19 protein-coding genes are annotated in these 18198 nt (G+C 35.3%); 16 read left to right on the top strand and 3 right to left on the bottom strand.

Going from position 1 to position 18198, the window contains the following annotated elements; translation table 11 throughout:
- Positions 1–137: 137 nt before the first annotated feature.
- Positions 138–1196 (top strand): sensor histidine kinase, encoded by a 1059-nt coding sequence (locus XYLOR_RS13270; protein ID WP_169730552.1) that lies wholly within the window; start codon positions 138–140, stop codon positions 1194–1196.
- 16 nt (positions 1197–1212) lie between these two features.
- On the opposite strand, the gene XYLOR_RS05005 is transcribed toward XYLOR_RS13270, so the two are convergent.
- Both XYLOR_RS05005 and XYLOR_RS05000 read right to left on the bottom strand, forming a co-directional pair.
- Positions 1213–2121, bottom strand: a complete 909-nt coding sequence (locus XYLOR_RS05005; RefSeq protein WP_036877519.1) for a cation diffusion facilitator family transporter — start codon at positions 2119–2121, stop codon at positions 1213–1215.
- 1 nt (position 2122) lies between these two features.
- Positions 2123–2842, bottom strand: a complete 720-nt coding sequence (locus tag XYLOR_RS05000) for an SDR family NAD(P)-dependent oxidoreductase (protein ID WP_036877516.1) — start codon at positions 2840–2842, stop codon at positions 2123–2125.
- Positions 2843–2980: 138 nt separating this feature from the next.
- Here XYLOR_RS05000 and ileS point away from each other — a divergent pair, with 138 nt between their 5' ends.
- The 15 genes from ileS (at position 2981) to galE (ending at position 17285) form a co-directional block, all read left to right on the top strand.
- Positions 2981–6397: an isoleucine--tRNA ligase gene (gene ileS / locus XYLOR_RS04995; protein WP_036877514.1), complete on the top strand. Its 3417-nt coding sequence runs from the start codon at positions 2981–2983 to the stop codon at positions 6395–6397.
- A gap of 5 nt (positions 6398–6402) precedes the next feature.
- Entirely contained in the window at positions 6403–6783 is a 381-nt protein-coding gene (locus tag XYLOR_RS04990; RefSeq protein ID WP_036877512.1) for a TraR/DksA family transcriptional regulator, read from the top strand.
- A 2-nt stretch (positions 6784–6785) separates the two neighbouring features.
- Positions 6786–7457: a lipoprotein signal peptidase gene (locus XYLOR_RS04985; protein ID WP_036877511.1), complete on the top strand. Its 672-nt coding sequence runs from the start codon at positions 6786–6788 to the stop codon at positions 7455–7457.
- Positions 7457–8440, top strand: a complete 984-nt coding sequence (locus tag XYLOR_RS04980) for a DUF4296 domain-containing protein (RefSeq protein WP_051508877.1) — start codon at positions 7457–7459, stop codon at positions 8438–8440. The genes XYLOR_RS04985 and XYLOR_RS04980 overlap by 1 nt, the downstream gene beginning before the upstream one ends.
- Entirely contained in the window at positions 8388–8591 is a 204-nt protein-coding gene (locus XYLOR_RS13780; protein ID WP_154655669.1) for a hypothetical protein, read from the top strand. The genes XYLOR_RS04980 and XYLOR_RS13780 overlap by 53 nt, the downstream gene beginning before the upstream one ends.
- Positions 8592–8612: 21 nt before the next feature.
- Complete coding sequence (locus XYLOR_RS04975; protein WP_036877509.1) at positions 8613–10091, top strand: glycoside hydrolase family 10-like protein; 1479 nt, start codon at positions 8613–8615, stop codon at positions 10089–10091.
- A gap of 68 nt (positions 10092–10159) precedes the next feature.
- Positions 10160–10603, top strand: a complete 444-nt coding sequence (locus XYLOR_RS04970) for an RNA-binding protein (protein ID WP_036877507.1) — start codon at positions 10160–10162, stop codon at positions 10601–10603.
- A 101-nt stretch (positions 10604–10704) separates the two neighbouring features.
- The gene (locus XYLOR_RS04965; protein ID WP_036877504.1) at positions 10705–11121 is read left to right on the top strand and encodes a SoxR reducing system RseC family protein; all 417 of its coding nucleotides are present in this window, start codon (positions 10705–10707) and stop codon (positions 11119–11121) included.
- A gap of 20 nt (positions 11122–11141) precedes the next feature.
- Entirely contained in the window at positions 11142–12023 is an 882-nt protein-coding gene (locus XYLOR_RS04960) for an RnfABCDGE type electron transport complex subunit B (RefSeq protein ID WP_036877502.1), read from the top strand.
- Between the two features lie 2 nt (positions 12024–12025).
- Positions 12026–13405, top strand: a complete 1380-nt coding sequence (rsxC, locus tag XYLOR_RS04955; protein WP_036880725.1) for an electron transport complex subunit RsxC — start codon at positions 12026–12028, stop codon at positions 13403–13405.
- The gene (locus XYLOR_RS04950; protein WP_374057282.1) at positions 13392–14393 is read left to right on the top strand and encodes an RnfABCDGE type electron transport complex subunit D; all 1002 of its coding nucleotides are present in this window, start codon (positions 13392–13394) and stop codon (positions 14391–14393) included. The genes rsxC and XYLOR_RS04950 overlap by 14 nt, the downstream gene beginning before the upstream one ends.
- Positions 14390–15013: an RnfABCDGE type electron transport complex subunit G gene (locus XYLOR_RS04945; protein ID WP_036877499.1), complete on the top strand. Its 624-nt coding sequence runs from the start codon at positions 14390–14392 to the stop codon at positions 15011–15013. The genes XYLOR_RS04950 and XYLOR_RS04945 overlap by 4 nt, the downstream gene beginning before the upstream one ends.
- A gap of 12 nt (positions 15014–15025) precedes the next feature.
- Positions 15026–15610, top strand: a complete 585-nt coding sequence (gene rsxE, locus XYLOR_RS04940; protein WP_036877497.1) for an electron transport complex subunit RsxE — start codon at positions 15026–15028, stop codon at positions 15608–15610.
- Between the two features lie 4 nt (positions 15611–15614).
- A complete protein-coding gene (gene rsxA, locus XYLOR_RS04935; RefSeq protein WP_036877494.1) occupies positions 15615–16217 on the top strand; it encodes an electron transport complex subunit RsxA in 603 nt (200 codons plus the stop codon).
- Between the two features lie 30 nt (positions 16218–16247).
- Positions 16248–17285, top strand: coding sequence for a UDP-glucose 4-epimerase GalE (galE, locus tag XYLOR_RS04930; RefSeq protein ID WP_036877492.1), 1038 nt, complete (start codon positions 16248–16250; stop codon positions 17283–17285).
- A 139-nt stretch (positions 17286–17424) separates the two neighbouring features.
- On the opposite strand, the gene nudC is transcribed toward galE, so the two are convergent.
- Positions 17425–18198, bottom strand: a complete 774-nt coding sequence (gene nudC, locus XYLOR_RS04925) for an NAD(+) diphosphatase (RefSeq protein WP_036877489.1) — start codon at positions 18196–18198, stop codon at positions 17425–17427.

Raw genomic sequence — 18198 nt, 5'->3', positions numbered from 1 at the left:
ACTCAATATTATATAGAGTATTGATGGTTTTGGACGGTCTTGTAATTATTGCATTTGCATTTGTTTGTCTACATTATTTTCTTACAGTGAAAAATAATTGTTTGAAATATAGTAAAATGCAATATTTTCAACATAATATGACTGCTATTTCTTTACATGATCAAATATCGTATATTCTTTTTGATATTAATAAACTTAAATTTTATGATTGGAAAATAGAAGACCTAGAGTTAACGGATGATTTTGACTTGGACAAATTTTATAGTCGTGTGCATCCCGATGATATGGAAGCTGCAAAAAAAATAGTTCAATATGCTTTAAATAAAGGTTCTGGGTTGTTCTCAAGTGAATTAAAATTTCAATTACCTAATATTACAACATATTCATGGCAGAATATAGTTATATTTCCTTATGAAAATGATATAAGTGGCGTTCCACTTAGGTATATGTTGGTCTTTAAAAATACAGACCTAGTTCATAAGCATATGGATGACTATAATAAAATGAGTATGAAAGTCGAATCTGCGGACAGAATGAAATCCACATTCGTTCATAATATAAGCCATGAAATACGAACCCCTCTTAATGCTGTCATTGGTTTTTTACAGTTGCTTGATGCAGGTGTTACAAAAGAGGAACACGAATTGTTTATGGATATAATCTATAAAAATTTGGATATGCTTATTGTGATTATTAATGATTTGATTTCTCTGTCTTCATTGGAGAGCGGTTGTTATATGTTTAATCGCAATAAATTTGATATAAGCTCTTTTATGCACGATTTTATAGAAAGTATGCGTGATAAAATACATGAAGGTTTAGAACTGAGACTTATTGAACATGAATCATATCCTGTCTATCTAGATCCTCATCGTCTTAGTGAGGTTATGAATATACTGTTACTAAATGCAAATAAGTTTACCCCTAGTGGTAATATTACCGTAGATTATAGTGTTGCTGGTTCCTTGCTAACAGTGTCTGTTGCTGATACAGGAATAGGAATTGCTAAGGAATATCAAAGTGTCATATTTGGAAAGTTCGAAAAAATTAGCCAGTTCTCTCAAGGTCCAGGACTTGGTTTATGTATATTCAAAGATATTATTGACAAGGTAAATGGTCGTATTGGTGTAGAATCAGAACCATGTAAAGGGTCAAAATTCTGGTTTAGCGTACATTGTGACAAAAGGGACGATTAGTGTAAGTACTTAAAATCTAATTTTGCGGTGAAGCAATATTGCATCTGGTATCATCGCATTTAAAAATATTACTTTCGAATTCTATTGTAGTGTGGTTTATTCCTGCAATTTCTAGTTGATTCTTAATCTCGTATTTTACATTCTCCATATAAGAAATATCATCTATTTTTATATGAGCAGTTAATGCATTTTCAGTAGTGCTTAATGGCCAGATGTGTATATGGTGAACTTCGATAACATGGCTAGTGTTCTTAATGATTTTCTCTATATCTTCTATGTTAATACCGTGTGGAATGCCATCTAATGATAAATGAATGCTCTCTATTAGGAGTTTGACACTTGGAATTAGTATGACTATTGCTATAACAAGACTGACTATAGGATCAATGATATTCCATCCAGTGTAGGTTATAACAAGTCCTGAAATTACAACTCCAACGGAAACCATTGCATCTATAAGTTTGTGCAGAAAGGCACCACGTATGTTTATGTCATGTTTCTGACCATTTATAAGTAGGGCTGCAGTAATTCCATTAACGACTATTCCGGCTGTTGCTGTCCATGACATTGCTTCTCCATTTACATTTGCAGGCACATGAAATTTTAATATGCTTTCAATTATGATGGCACACAATGCTACTATTAAGATTGTCGCATTGACTAGTGAAATTAATATTGTACTTTTTTTGTATCCGTAGGTGAAGTGTTTGTTCCTTTTTACCTTTGCTAGTCGAAATGAGACGAGCACTAATAATAGTGAAAAGACATCGCGTAAGTTATGTCCGGCATCTGAAAGAAGGCTAAGTGAAGATTCCGTTAGTCCAACAGTTGTTTCAATTGATATAAAAATAAGATTTATAACAACTGCAATAATAAATGCCTTGTTGACTGATTGTATACGAAAAATATTTTTGTGATCTGACATATTATAGTTTTATTTTTCTCCATATGTAGCGTGGCATAATCCTCCATAAAAAAGTTGTAATGCGCCAGCGCCAATCTATTATTGATATATGTTTATTTGCATGGATAGCTCTTATGATTTCTTTAGCAACATTAGTCTTATCCATAAGCATCGGATAGTGATCATCTGATAATAAGTCGGTATCTACAAATCCAGGGCGTATATCTGTGAACTTGATATTTAGGTGACGCATATTAGACAATTGTTCTAGTGCCTGTATGTACGTGCTTTGAAATGCCTTTGATGCAGAATAAGATGGCGCAGGACCGAGCCCTTTAGTTCCTGCAATAGAACTGATTACTGTAATGTGTCCACCGCTATTTTTACTCATGTAATTAAATACAGTCGTTATTACACGTGTGAAACCTAGCGTATTTGTTCTTATAGTATCTATTTCAATTTGCTGGTTTAAATCTCTGTTTTGCTTACCAATACCTGAAGCTTGAATAAAAAGGTCTATTCCGCCAAGACGATCTATTAGTGAAAGTATCCGTGATGAGGAATCATCGGATGTTATGTCTAAATATTCTGTTTCAACTGTTGTTGGTGACATTGACTTGAGCGATTCCAGGCGGTTGGTTCTCCTTGCAGCGACTCCAATATTCCATCCATCTGCAAGAAGCAACTTACTGATTTCAAACCCTATGCCTGATGATGCACCTATGATTATAGCTCTTTTCATTCTCCAAAGATACAAATATTTTGTGATACAGATATATTAAAATATTATTTTTTTTATTTCTTTTGCTTTACTAATTTTTTTTCTTACCTTTGCACGCTATAAAAATAGCATTTTTGAATTTTAAATTAATTTAAAGATATGGCCAAGAAATTTGCCGAACATAAAGGTTTGAATCTTACAGAGGTTAACAAGGATGTACTTGCTGACTGGACAAGAAATGATGTTTTTCATAAATCAATAAGTGAACGTGAGGGATGTCCTCAATTTGTTTTCTTTGAAGGTCCTCCTTCGGCTAATGGTCATCCCGGAATTCATCATGTATTGGCTCGTGCAATAAAGGATACTTTTAACAGATATAAGACAATGCAGGGATTTCAGGTCCATCGTAAGGCAGGGTGGGATACTCATGGCTTGCCTGTTGAACTTGGCGTTGAAAAGGAACTTGGCATAACTAAAGTAGATATTGGTTCTAAAATTTCTATTGAAGAATACAATAAGAAATGTAGAGAGAACGTAATGAAGTTTACGACGGAATGGCGTGAACTGACTGAAAAAATGGGATATTGGGTAGATCTGGATAACCCTTATATTACTTATGATAATAAGTATATGGAAACGCTTTGGTGGTTACTTAAGCAGTTTTATAATAAAGACTTATTGTACAAAGGCTATACCATACAGCCATATTCACCTGCAGCAGGTACAGGCTTGTCTAGCCATGAACTTAACCAGCCCGGTTGTTATAGAGATGTTAAGGATACTACAGTAACAGCACAGTTTGCTATGAAGAATCCTAAGCCAGAGATGGCAGAGTGGGGTAAGCCATATTTTATAGCTTGGACTACTACTCCTTGGACTTTAGCTGCTAACTCAGCCTTGTGCGTCGGTCCAAAAATAGATTATGTAGCAATACAATCTTATAATCAGTATACAGGTGAGCCTATAACAGTTGTAATGGCAGAGGCAAGAGTTAATGCATACTTTAATAAAGATGGTGAAAATGTTGATTTACAGACATATAAAAAAGGCGATAAAATAATTCCTTATAAAGTCATAGCTCATTATAAAGGAGCTGATTTAGTAGGTATGGAATATCAACAACTTTTGCCATGGATAAAACCTATGAGTGAAGGTGCATTCTTTGTTATATCAGGTGATTATGTTACTACAGAGGATGGTACAGGTATTGTACATATAGCACCAAATTTTGGTGCAGATGATGCCAATGTAGCTCGAAAGGCCGGCGTTCCACCTATTGTACTGATAGATAAAAAAGGAGCAGAGAGACCTGTCGTAGATTTACAAGGAAAGTATTATTTAATTGATGAACTTGATGCTGATTTTGTATCAAAATATGTTGATGTTGATGGTTGGAACAAGTATTCTGGACGTTATGTAAAGAATGCTTATGATGATAGTCTTACAGACAAGGACGAAACGTTGGATATATCAATATGCATGGATCTTAAACAGCAGAATAAAGCATTTAAGATAGAAAAGCATATACACAGTTATCCACATTGCTGGCGTACAGACAAACCTATATTATATTATCCTTTGGATAGTTGGTTTATTCGTAGTACTGCTAAGAAGGAACGAATGTCTCAACTTAATAAGACCATAAACTGGAAACCTGAGTCAACAGGTACAGGGCGTTTTGGTAACTGGTTAGATAATTTGAATGACTGGAACTTAAGCAGATCTCGTTTTTGGGGTACTCCTTTACCTGTATGGCGTGATGAGGATGGTAAAGTTATCTGCATAGGTTCACTACAGGAACTATATGATGAAATAGAAAAATCTGTTGATGCAGGTCTTATGAAAAGTAATCCTATGAAAGATAAGGGATTTATCCCTGGCGATTATTCAAAGGAAAACTATGATAAGATTGATATGCATAGACCTTATGTCGATGATATTATACTAGTAAGTGAGGACGGTAAACCCATGAAACGTGAAACAGATCTTATTGATGTATGGTTTGATTCCGGTTCAATGCCTTATGCACAGATTCACTATCCGTTTGAGAATAAGGATATGATAGATGGAAAAAAGGCTTATCCTGCAGATTTTATCAATGAGGGTGTAGACCAAACCCGTGGATGGTTCTTTACATTGCATGCTATTTCTACAATGATATTTGATAGTGTTGCATTCAAAAATGTGATATCAAGTGGATTAGTATTGGATGCAAAGGGCAATAAAATGAGTAAACGTTTAGGAAATGCAGTTAATCCATTTGATGAGTTGGAAAAATTCGGTACAGATGCTGTCAGATTCTATATGCTTACAAATTCACAACCATGGGATAATTTGAAGTTTGATGAAAATGGCGTAGATGAGGTCCGTAGAAAGTTCTTTGGAACATTATATAACACGTATTCTTTCTTTAGCCTTTATGCTAATGTTGACAACTTTGACTATTCTCAGCAAGATGTCGCAATATCAGAGCGTCCTGAAATAGATAGATGGATACTTTCGGAATTGCATTCGTTGATAAAAGATGTAACTGAGGCATTGGATGATTATGAGCCGACACGAGCAGGAAGGTACATTGATAATTTTGTAAATGATGATTTGAGTAACTGGTACGTTCGCCTTAATCGTAAACGTTTCTGGGGTAAAGAGATGAGTAAGGATAAGTTGAGCGCTTATCAGACATTATATGTATGTCTTGAAACAGTATCAAAGTTGCTAGCTCCTTTCTCTCCATTCTATAGTGACCAGTTGTATATGGATTTGACCAAGGTAACAGGAAGAGATCATGTATGTTCTGTTCATCTAACAAAGTTCCCTATTGCTGATGATAGATTTATAGATAAAGATCTTGAAGCAAGAATGGAAATTGCACAGAATATTACGTCTATGGTATTGGCCTTGCGTCGTAAGGTTAATATAAAAGTAAGACAACCGTTACAGTGCATTATTGTGCCTGCTACTGATGAAGAGCAAAAGAAACATATAGAGGCCGTGAAAGACCTTATAATGAATGAGGTTAATGTAAAGGAACTGAAGTTTGTTGAGGGTCAAGGTGTACTCGTAAAGAAGGTTAAGTGCAACTTCCGAACGATGGGCAAAAAGTTTGGTAAGATAATGAAAGCTGTAGCAGCAGCAATGAGTGAACTTACACAGGAACAAATTGTTGAACTTGAAAATACTGGTAATATTGATATTGATATTGAAGGTCAGAAAGTTTCTGTTCAGTCTGCTGATGTTGATATAATAAGCGAAGATATCCCTGGATGGTTAGTAGCAAACGAGGGTAACTTAACAGTTGCACTTGAAGTAGAACTCAACGATGAACTACGGAAAGAGGGTATGGCCAGAGAACTTATAAACAGAATTCAAAACATCCGTAAAGAAAAAGGACTTGAAATAATAGACCGTATAAATGTAACAGTTGCACCAAATGATAAATCAGATGCTGCCATATGCAGTTATGGTGAATATATAAAAGGACAAGTATTGGCTGACAATCTTGTAATTGCAGCTAATGATGGTGCAGAAGTTGAATTTGATGAATTTAAACTGAAAATAAATATATCTAAATCTTAATTATTATGGCAGAAAAAACACGTTATAGTGATGAAGAACTTGAAGAATTCAAGCAGATCATCGATGAAAAATTAGCTTTGGCACGGAGAGACTATGAACAAATGATGAAGGTCCTAATGAATCAGGATGGAAATGATGTAGATGATACATCTCCTACATATAAAATATTAGAAGAGGGTAGTGCCACACAAAGTAAAGAAGAAATGGTACAGCTGGCAAGCAGGCAGCAGAAGTTTATAAAAGGACTTGAAGCCGCTTTAGTTCGTATACAGAATAAAACTTATGGAATAGACCGTATTACAGGAAAGTTGATTCCTAAAGAGCGTTTAAGGGCTGTCCCTCATGCAACACTTAGTGTGGAATCTAAAAATCTTCCGCATCATTGATAATGAAAAAAGGAAATAGGTTTCTTTCTGATGGTAAAATATCGCTGCTGGTAGTTCTAGTGGTATTGGTTATTGATCAGATGATAAAAATCTGGGTCAAAACGCATATGTGTTTGCATGAAAGTATTCATGTAACAGATTGGTTTTATATATATTTTATAGAAAACAATGGTATGGCTTATGGTATACAATTGTTTAGTAAAATATTTTTATCACTTTTCAGGGTCGTGGCGGTTTTAGCTATTGGATATTATATTTCCATTGAGATAAAGAAAAAGGCAAAACTTGGGTATATTGTTTGCTTATCTATGATTTTAGCAGGAGCAGCAGGCAATATATTCGATTCTTTATTCTATGGATTGATTTTTAATGGTTCTTCTGAATTTTATGCATCATATTTTGTTCCTTTTGGTACAGGATATTCATCATTCTTGATGGGAAAGGTCGTGGATATGTTTTATTTTCCTATAATACAGACTACATGGCCTACATGGATGCCTTTAGTTGGTGGACATGAGTTTATATTCTTTAGTCCTATTTTTAATTTTGCGGATGCAACAATTTCTGTTGGAGTAGTTTTCCTACTTCTGTTATATAGGAAAGAACTAAGTGGTCTTCAGTTTTCATTTAATAAAAATAAATCGGATAGACATACGGATAAAGAGGAAAAATAATGAGAAGAATATTAGGATTTGCTTTGCTTGTTTTTGTTCTTACTCTTTTGGTTTCATGTAAGCCCAAAGTGCCAAGTGATATAATACAACCTAATAAGATGGAAGATTTATTGTATGACTATCATTTAGCTCAGGCAGTTGCAGATCAGGATGCTCCAAGCAAGTCTGATTATAACAGGCGACTTTATTTTGATGCAGTTTTGAAAAAGCACAAAGTAACTCAAGCTGATTTTGATTCTTCTATGGTATATTACCAAAGGCATACTGAGCGTTTGTACCATATTTATGATAATATTAATAAACGTCTTCAGAATGAAGCTGGAACTACTGCTAATGGAGGGGCAAGTGGAAAATATGCAAATCTTTCAGCAAACAGTGATACAACTCTTATCTGGAAAGGAAATAATTCTGAATTTTTGTTGACATCTGCCCCGTTTAATAAAATGCCTTTTTATATAAAGGCAGATTCTTCATATCATGCAGGAGATGCTTTTGAGTTTTCTATGGATGTTCAATTTATAATGGAAGATGGTTCAAGGGATGCTGTTGCTCTCCTTGCTGTTAGATATGATAATGATAGCATTGCTACCCAGAATATACATATGTCTTCTCCATCTCATTATACGATAATGATTCCTTCTTTCCCTAATCATAAAATTAAGGATATAAGAGGATTTGTTTATTTGTCTAAGTGTGGAGATTCAAAGACCACTCTAAAGATGATGTGTCTAAGTAATATTATGCTGATGAGATTTCATCAAAATGGAAAGATGCCTGCAGCTAGTGGTCCACAAATGCAACAGAATGGACAGTCAGGAATGCCGCAATCAAGACAGCCCGGAATGCCTCAACCAGGACAGTCTGGTGTGCCAATAAATCAAAGTGTGCCAAACTCAGAATCTCCTCAAGGGCCTCAAAAAATAAATAATAATGACCAAGGAACATTTCCGCAGAATAGCCGCAAACGAAGTGTTAGTCGATAATTCGCTAATGAGGCAGTGTGTAGTTGAGCTTATTGATGACAGGGTGGTTAACTATTATTGTTTTAAAGAAGAATTACCTATGACGGAATGGCTTGGAGGTACAATCGTTTTGGAGAGAGATAGTAATGGAATACTTAGATATCGTGGCTGATGCCAAAAATTAAATAGTATTATGAGAAAATTATTGTTGTTTATTTTTGCTTTAATGATTTTTAGTGGATTACGTGCTGCTTCAAAAAGAGAATTTAGAGGAGCATGGATTCAATGTGTTAATGGACAATTTCAGGGTATGCAGCGTGATGATATGCAGCGTACTCTTTCTTATCAGTTAGATGAACTTAAAAAAGATGGTGTTAATACTATATTATTTCAGGTAAGGGCAGAATGTGATGCTCTATACGAAAGTCCTTATGAACCTTGGAGCCGTTTATTAACAGGATTTCAAGGAAAAGCACCAAATCCATATTGGGATCCTCTTCAGTGGATGATTGAACAATGTCATAAAAGAGGAATGGAACTTCATGCATGGATAAATCCGTACCGTGCAAAGACTAAGAATACAACCAGTCTGGCATATAATCATATAGCAATTAAGCATCCTGAATTGGTGTTTTCGTACGATGGCCAATTAATACTTAATCCGGGGAATCCTCAAAACCGTGAGTATATATGTAAAATAGCTGATGATATTGTAAGGCGTTATGATGTAGATGGCTTGCATATTGACGATTATTTCTATCCTTATCCTGCTGCAGGACAAGTTATTTCAGACGATAGTGAGTATGCAAAATACAATAATGGAATTAAAGATAAAGGTGATTGGAGACGAGATAATGTGAATGTTTTTATCAAACAGTTGCATGACTCAATAAAATCGATAAAACCTTATGTCAAATTTGGCGTTTCACCTTTTGGAATATATCGTAATGCAAATAGTGCCCCTGGTATTGGTAGCAATACAAATGGTTTACAGAATTATGATGATTTGTATGCAGATGTATTGTTGTGGGTGAATAACGGTTGGGTAGACTATTTGGTTCCACAGGTATATTGGGAAATTGGCAATAAGGTTGCAGATTATACAACCCTTATTACATGGTGGAATAAGTATGCTTCAAAACGACCTCTATACATAGGTGAGGATGTAGAGCGCACTGTGAAATTTGCAGATCCTTCAAATCCGAATAGTAATCAAATGCCTGCAAAATATTTACTTCATCAGCAGTTACCTAATGTAGATGGTACTTGCCTTTGGTACGCAAAGGCTGTTGTTGACAATGTGGGGAATTATGGACAGGTTCTGAGAAACGTTTATTGGAAAGCTCCTGCATTGCAACCGTTGATGCCTTTTATAGACCATAAAGCGCCAAAGAAACCACGTAGGTTGAAAATGGTCCAAATAGAAGGAGATAATGTATTGTTTTGGACAGCTCCAAAAGGTGTGGGATGGAAAGATGAAGCTGTAAAATATGTAGTTTATAGATTCAATAATGGCGAAAAAATAGATATAGAAAACGCTCAGAAAATAGTTGGAATAACAACAGATACATTCTTTAAACTGACTGAGTCTGGCAAATATAATTATGTAGTTACTGCTCTTGATAGGATGAGTAATGAAAGCAAAGTGGCCAAAAAGAAAATAAAGTTGTAAAAATATTGCCTATTTATTTCTATTATCAAATCTTTTTTGTAATTTTGCTCTGAATAAAAAAATTATCTATGAAACCAACTGAACAAACTCTCCAGCAACTTGAACGTTTTACACGAAAGGTAGCGACAAAGTTTCCTCAAAATGAAGAAGCTACTAGTATGACTGATATCCATATTCGTGTTTATCAAGATACAGGTGAGGTAATGGCTTTTGATGATGATGATGATGAAATAACCCGTTGTATTGTTGAACAATGGATTGAAAATAAAGATGATGATTTTTATCAACAAATAACGACTGTATTTCGTAGACATTTAGAATCTGTTAAGGATATTGTTGATAACATGAGCATATTCAAACCCTACAGTTTTGTTCTTGAAGATGATGATAAAAATAATATCGCAGAGTTACGTTTATGTGACGATGATACAGTCATTATAGATGAGCCTGACTTGATGGAAGGATTAGATAAAGATTTGAATGATTTCCTTGCAGATTTATTGAAAAAATAAAAAATCTCTTTTATTTATTTGTTGTTTATAAATAAAATAGTATCTTTGCAATTGTAACCTCTAGATAGCAAAATCCAGGGTTCTTGTTTAGATATTACAACATGAATCGCAAAATAAAACATTCAGGTATAATTGAATCTATTGGAAAAGACTTTATTCGTGTACGTATAATTGAAAATTATGCGTGCTCGGAATGTTCCGTAGCTAGTCATTGTAATGCTTCTGATATGAAGGAAAAAATCGTTAATATATATAATTTGAATAATATAAAAGATTATAGAATAGACGAAACTGTTATTGTTACGGCATCTACAAAAATAGAGTTTAATGCTATATTGCTTGCATTTATTATTCCTTTTATAATAATGGTAGTAACATTATTTATTGTTGCTAGTACTACTTCAGATGAATTACTTTCTGCCATTGCAAGTCTGTTTGTGCTTGTACCTTATTATGTGGTTTTGTATTATAATAGAGGAAGAATACGCGAAAAACTGTCTTTTGAAATAGAGAGATGAAATACTAAAACAAACAAATTATGAATTTTATTTTAATTGCAGTGATTGTTTTGTGTTTGATAGCTTTAGTATCTGCGTTGATACTATATTTATGCTCAAAAAAATTCGCTGTACATGAAGATCCACGCATTAGTGAGGTCGCAGCATTATTACCTCAGGCTAACTGTGGTGGATGTGGCTTTCCCGGATGCTCTGGTATGGCTGATGCTTTTGTGAAAGCTGCCGACAAGGGATCTATTAAAGGACTAACTTGTCCAGTTGGTGGTTTTAAGGTTATGACGTATATAGCTAATACTCTAAACCTTTCATACGCACAAACTGAACCAAAAATTGCGGTTGTAAGGTGTAATGGTGCTTGTAGTTACCGGCCGAAAACAAATGAGTATTCTGGAATGTTGACATGTTCTGCTATAAATATTTGTGGTACAGGCGAAACAAATTGTGGTTATGGTTGTTTAGGGTGTGGTGACTGTGTTAGTGCTTGTCAATTCAATGCTATACATATTAACGAGAAAACAAAGTTGCCTCAAGTTGACGAAAATAAGTGTACGTCATGTGGCGCTTGCGTTACAGCCTGCCCAAGAGATATTATAGAATTACGTAAAAAGGGCCCTAAAGGAAGAAGGGTATTTGTCAGCTGTGTTAATTCTGAAAAAGGACCGCATGCACTTAAGTCATGCAAGGTAGCTTGTATTGGCTGTGGTAAATGTGAAGAAGTATGTCCATTTGGAGCAATTTCCATAAAAGAAAATCTTAGCTACATAGATTATGAAATTTGTCGTTTGTGTCGCAAGTGTGAAAGGGTGTGTCCAACAAATGCTATTTTGACAGTTAATTTTCCAGTTGCAAAAGATAAAAAAATGGAGTCACAAGTTAAACAAATCGTTGCACAAAAGTTATGACTATGAAATTGAAATCGTTTAGAATAGGTGGTATACATCCTGTTGAAAATAAATTGACTTCCGATGTTCAGACAAAAGTTGCAGAATTGCCCAAAAAAGCAATTTTTCCATTGTCCCAGCATATAGGTACACCAGCTAAACCGGTTGTTAATAAAGGTGACCATGTTAAAGTTGGACAGATGATAGCTGCGTCTGGAGGTTTTGTATCGGCTCCTATATTATCGTCTGTATCAGGAACAGTACTTAAAATTGATTCAGTATTTGATGCTACCGGTTATCGTAAGCCAGCTATCATAATTAAAGTAGACGGTGATGAATGGATAGATTCAATTGATCGTTCTGATAAGTTGGAAAAGCTTTCTGAACATTCGGAATTTACATCCGAAGAAATTATAAAAAGGATCAAAGATGCAGGTATCACAGGTATGGGAGGTGCAGGTTTCCCCACTTATATAAAGTTAACTCCTCCATCAGGTAATACTGCAGAATATGTTATAATAAATGGTGTAGAATGTGAGCCTTATATTACATCAGATTATCGTTTGATGATGGAACATCCAGATGAAATACTTGTTGGTATTGAATTACTAATGAAAGCAACAAATGTAAAACTTGGATTTATTGGCATAGAAGACAATAAACCAGAAGCTATTAAATTGCTTTCTGACAAATGTCATTTAGATTATCCGAATATATCAGTAGTTGCTCTTAAACAGAAGTATCCTCAGGGTGGAGAAAAGCAATTGGTAGATGCTATACTAGGAAGACGGGTACCAGCACCTCCTGCAATACCGGTTAATGTTGGCGCTATAGTTCAGAATGTAGGTACGGCGTTTGCCGTTTACGAGGCTGTTATGAAGCATAAACCACTTATTGAAAGATATACTACTGTAACAGGCAAAAAACTGTCAGGACCATGTAATTTTAAAGTTAGAATAGGAACGCCAGTGAGCGATCTAATAGAAGCGTGTGGCGGCTTGCCAGATGGGAGTAATAAGATTTTAGCTGGTGGACCAATGATGGGCAAATCGCTTACTACAACTGAGGTTCCTATATGTAAGGGTACCAATGCAGTAACAATACTCTCTGATGCAGAAGCGCGTAGAAAAGATCCACAACCTTGTATTCGCTGCGCTAAGTGTGTTAGTGCATGTCCAATGGGACTTGAACCATTTCTTATTGCTACATTGTCGGCTATGCGTAATTGGGACAAATCAGAAAAGGAAGATATAATTTCATGTATTGAGTGTGGCTCTTGTCAATATACATGTCCTGCTCATCGTCCGTTACTAGACAATATACGTCTAGGCAAATCAACAGTAATGGGCATTATAAAAGCACGTATTGCAGTAAATAAAAAAGAAACTAATGATGGCAAATAAATTAATAATATCATTATCACCTCATGTACATGGCAATGACAGTGTAGAACGTAATATGTACAGCGTTATTATTGCACTATTGCCTGCTATGCTTGTGTCCTTTTTTTATTTTGGAATAGGATCTGTCATAGTACTATCAGTAAGTGTTCTGTCTTGTATATTTTTTGAATGGTCAATAACAAAATACATATTGAGAAGAGAACATAATACAATACATGATGGGTCTGCTGTTGTAACAGGTCTTTTGCTTGGTATGAACCTCCCTAGTAATTTACCAATATGGATAATAATAATTGGTGCTTTGGTTTCTATTGGTATTGCGAAGATGACATTTGGCGGCCTTGGTAATAATCCGTTTAATCCGGCTTTAGTAGGACGTTGTTTCTTGCTTATATCTTTTCCTGCTCAGATGACGTCTTGGCCTGTTTCTGGCCAGCTTTTGAAATATGCTGATGCTATTACAGGAGCTACACCTTTGAGCATAATGAAGCATGCTATAAAATCAGGCGATTCATCTGTTCTCGGACAGTTGCCAGATTCTCTACATTTACTACTGGGTAATAATATTAATGGTGGAGCAGGCACAATTGGCGAAGTGTGTACATTAGCCTTAATTGCGGGACTTGTATATATGCTTTTCCGTAAAGTTATAACATGGCACATTCCTATAAGTATTATAGCTACAGTATTCATTTTTAGCGGTTTGATGCATATGGCTAATCCTATCTATGCCAATCCTTTATCAGAAGTATTAAGCGGTGGATTAATGCTAGGCGCTATATTTATGGCCACAGATTATGTCACATCACCGATGTCACATAATGGACAGTTGGTTTATGGAGTTTTTATAGGTCTTCTTACCATTATCATACGTAACTGGGGTGCTTATCCTGAAGGAATGTCGTTTGCTATTTTGATAATGAATGCCTTTACGCCATTAATAAACACTTATATTAAACCAAAACGTTTTGGGGAGATTTCGAAATGAAAAAATTAGAATCATCACTCACAAACATGGTGCTTGTACTTGTGTTAGTATCATTTATCACAGGTGGTTTACTTGCTTATGTTAATCATGTAACTCAAGCACCAATAAAGACACAGGCTGATAAAACACTTTCTGATGGTATAAAGGTTGTTATGGGCAATAAAGAACTTAATGTAGTTTCTAATGATACTATTAAGAAGGCATTTGAAGGTAAAACTGCTACATTTGTTATACATAATGTCTCTAACAATAGAGGAACTAAAATTGGTGCTGCGGTAGAAAGTACAGCACAAGGTTTTGGTGGAGACCTTAACATACTTGTAGGATTTGATTCACATGGTGATGTCTTGGGTTATACGATATTGCGATCTTCTGAGACTCCTGGTCTTGGGCAAAAAGCATCTTTTTGGTTTCAGAAAGGAGGAAAAGGCAATATAATAGGTATGAATCCCGTTAAGAATAATATGACAGTAAGTAAAGATGGTGGTGATGTTGATGCTATTACAGCTTCAACTATTACATCAAGAGCCTTTCTCAAAGCTGTAAATCAAGCTTATCAGGCATATAAGGGTGGTACTGATGCAGATACAGGTGCGTCTAAACAAGAACATTATAATTAGAAAGGATTATTAATGAATTATCTTAAAATATTTTTTAATGGATTGATTAAGGAGAACCCTACATTTGTTCTTCTTCTTGGTATGTGCCCTACATTGGCTACTACTACATCAGCAATAAATGGATTGTCTATGGGACTTGCTACGATGTTTGTATTGATATGCTCAAATGTTGCTATATCCAGCATCAAAAAATTAACACCGGATATGGTCAGAATACCGGTATTCGTAGTTGTTATCGCTGCCTTTGTAACAATTTTACAGCTGATGATGCAAGCTTATGTTCCATCCATAAATAAGGCATTGGGCATTTATATACCTTTAATTGTAGTAAACTGTATTATTTTAGGTCGTGCTGAAGCTTTTGCATGTAAAAATGGACCGATTGAGAGTTTAATTGATGGCTTGGGAATAGGATTGGGATTTACTATCGCGCTTACAATATTAGGTTCTGTACGCGAATTACTTGGCGCAGGTTCTATATTTGGCTTTAATATTTATCCTGAGACTTACAATATATTACTGTTTGTATTGCCTCCGGGAGCTTTTATCACTTTGGGATTCTTGATTGCTATAGTAAATAAAATAAAAAGAGCATAAAAGTATGGAGTACTTACTTATATTTATAACCGCAGTATTTGTCAACAATATAGTATTGTCACAGTTCCTTGGCATCTGTCCATTTCTAGGGGTTTCCAAAAAAATAGAGACATCACTTGGAATGGGAGCAGCTGTAGCTTTTGTACTTACTTTGTCAACTATAGTTACCTATTTATTGCAGAAGTTAGTTCTTAATCCGTTTAATCTTCAATATTTACAAACTCTGGCTTTCATACTTGTTATAGCGGCTTTAGTGCAGATGGTAGAGATCATTCTTAAGAAAACATCTCCTGCATTGTATCAAGCGTTAGGAATTTATTTACCTTTGATTACGACAAACTGTTGTGTACTTGGTGTTGCTATTCTTGTTATACAAAAAGATTACTCTCTATTACAGAGTGTGGTTTATGCATTTTCTACAGCTATAGGTTTTGCGTTGGCCCTTACTGTTTTTGCAGGAATAAGAGAGCAATTATCAATGGTTAATATACCTAAGGGAATGCAAGGTATGAGTATTGTGCTTGTTACAGCAGGACTTTTATCCTTGGCATTTATGGGATTTAGCGGAGTTGATGGAGGTCTTCATGCTCTATTTGGGTTGAAATAATAAATTATTTATATAAAAAATTATGTAGTTATGAAACAGACAATTTTGGTTACAGGTGGTACTGGGTTTATAGGTTCCCATACAACTGTCGAGTTGCAGAATGCAGGTTATAAGGTGGTCATAGTTGACAATCTTTCTAACTCGAAATCTGATGTTATTGACGGTATAGAAAAAATTTCAGGAGTTCGTCCTGCTTTCGAACATGTAGACTGCTGTGATTTAAAGGCAATGGATGGTGTATTTACCAAATATCCAGATATACAAGGTATTATACATTTTGCAGCCAGTAAAGCAGTAGGAGAGAGCGTTGAGAAACCATTGCTTTATTATAGAAACAACTTTACAAGTCTTCTTAATTTACTAGACCTTATGCCTAAGCATAATGTAAAGGGTATAATTTTTTCATCAAGTTGTACTGTATATGGACAACCTGATCCTGAAAATTTACCTGTAACAGAAAGTGCTCCTATAAAGAAAGCTGAAAGTCCTTATGGTAATACAAAACAGGTTAATGAGGAAATAATAACTGATGACATTAACAGTGGCGCTCCAATAAAGGCTATCCTGTTACGTTACTTTAATCCTATTGGATCTCATCCATCAGCTATAATAGGTGAAATGCCTAATGGCGTTCCAATGAACTTGATACCATATGTTACTCAGACCGCAATGGGTATCCGTGAGCAATTAAAGATATTTGGAAATGATTATGATACTCCTGATGGAACATGTATACGTGATTATATCTATGTAGTAGATCTTGCTAAGGCGCATGTCAAGGCTATGCAGCGTGTACTCGATACAGATAGTGATAAACTAGAAGTATTCAATATTGGTACAGGAAAAGGTGTCAGCACACTTGAACTGATAGAGACTTTCCAAAAGGCTACAGGCGTAAAATTGAATTGGGCTTATGCTCCACGTCGTGCCGGTGATATAGAGAAGGTATGGGCTAATCCTGATAAAGCAAATAAAGTTCTTGGTTGGAAAGCTGAGACTAGTCTAGAAGATACATTGAAATCTGCCTGGAAATGGCAGCAGAAGCTTCGTAAAGAAGGCCTTCAATAAAAGATATAAACTCGGTCAGGTAAGTCCTGACTGTGTTTTATTTTGTGTTTGTGTTGTTATTATCCTCCGATGTGATATCGGGGGATAATTCTTTTATAACAAAATAGAGGCATATTAATATGCCTCTATTTTGTTTGCTTTATTTGGATGTTTCAAGCCAATTATCTATGAGTCTTCTAGCTATAGATAGTTTATCAGGTATATCAGGCAGGTTATCTTTATGATACCATCCTCCATCTTCTAATTCAGAACGTTGCAATTTAATTTCTCCACTTTCATATTCAGCATAGAAACCACACATTAGTCCACTTGGATATGGCCACGGTTGACTACTGTAGTAATGTAAGTTCTTAATTCTTATTCCAGTCTCTTCCATCACTTCTCTTTCTACAGCCTGCTCTAATGTCTCGCCTGTCTCAACGAATCCCGCTACAAGACCATAATAGTCACCACGGAAATTCTTGGCATGTACAAGCAATATGTCATCACCCTTATTTATAAGTACAATTACGGCTGTTGCCAGTTGTGGCCAAACTTCTTTTCCACAGTTTTCGCATCGTTTAGAGATATCTGTATGCATCTTCATAGGTCCACCGCAAACTCCGCAGAATTTTGTATTCATATCCCAATAAAGAATTTCTTGACATTTACCTGCTTTAAGGTATAAATGTCTTGGAATCATGTGAAATGACGCTCTAAGTCCAGACATAATATAGCGTTCATTCTCTATTATTGGTGAATCTATCATATATGTTTTTACCTCAGAATCATCAAAAGGAGTTATATTATGTATTGTTGTCCACTCTTTTACCTCTGTAGGAGGTTCTTCCTGATACGGTATAGTATATTCTCCGTTGCCGATTTTCTCGAGCATAATATCGCTCTTGCAAAATACGAACCAAAACTTTTTCAT

Origin of the sequence: Xylanibacter oryzae DSM 17970 (genome assembly GCF_000585355.1) — a bacterium.
GTDB classification, from domain to species: domain Bacteria; phylum Bacteroidota; class Bacteroidia; order Bacteroidales; family Bacteroidaceae; genus Prevotella; species Prevotella oryzae.
Note: the sequence above shows the minus strand (reverse complement) of the source record. Positions and strands in the feature narration are given on the sequence as shown.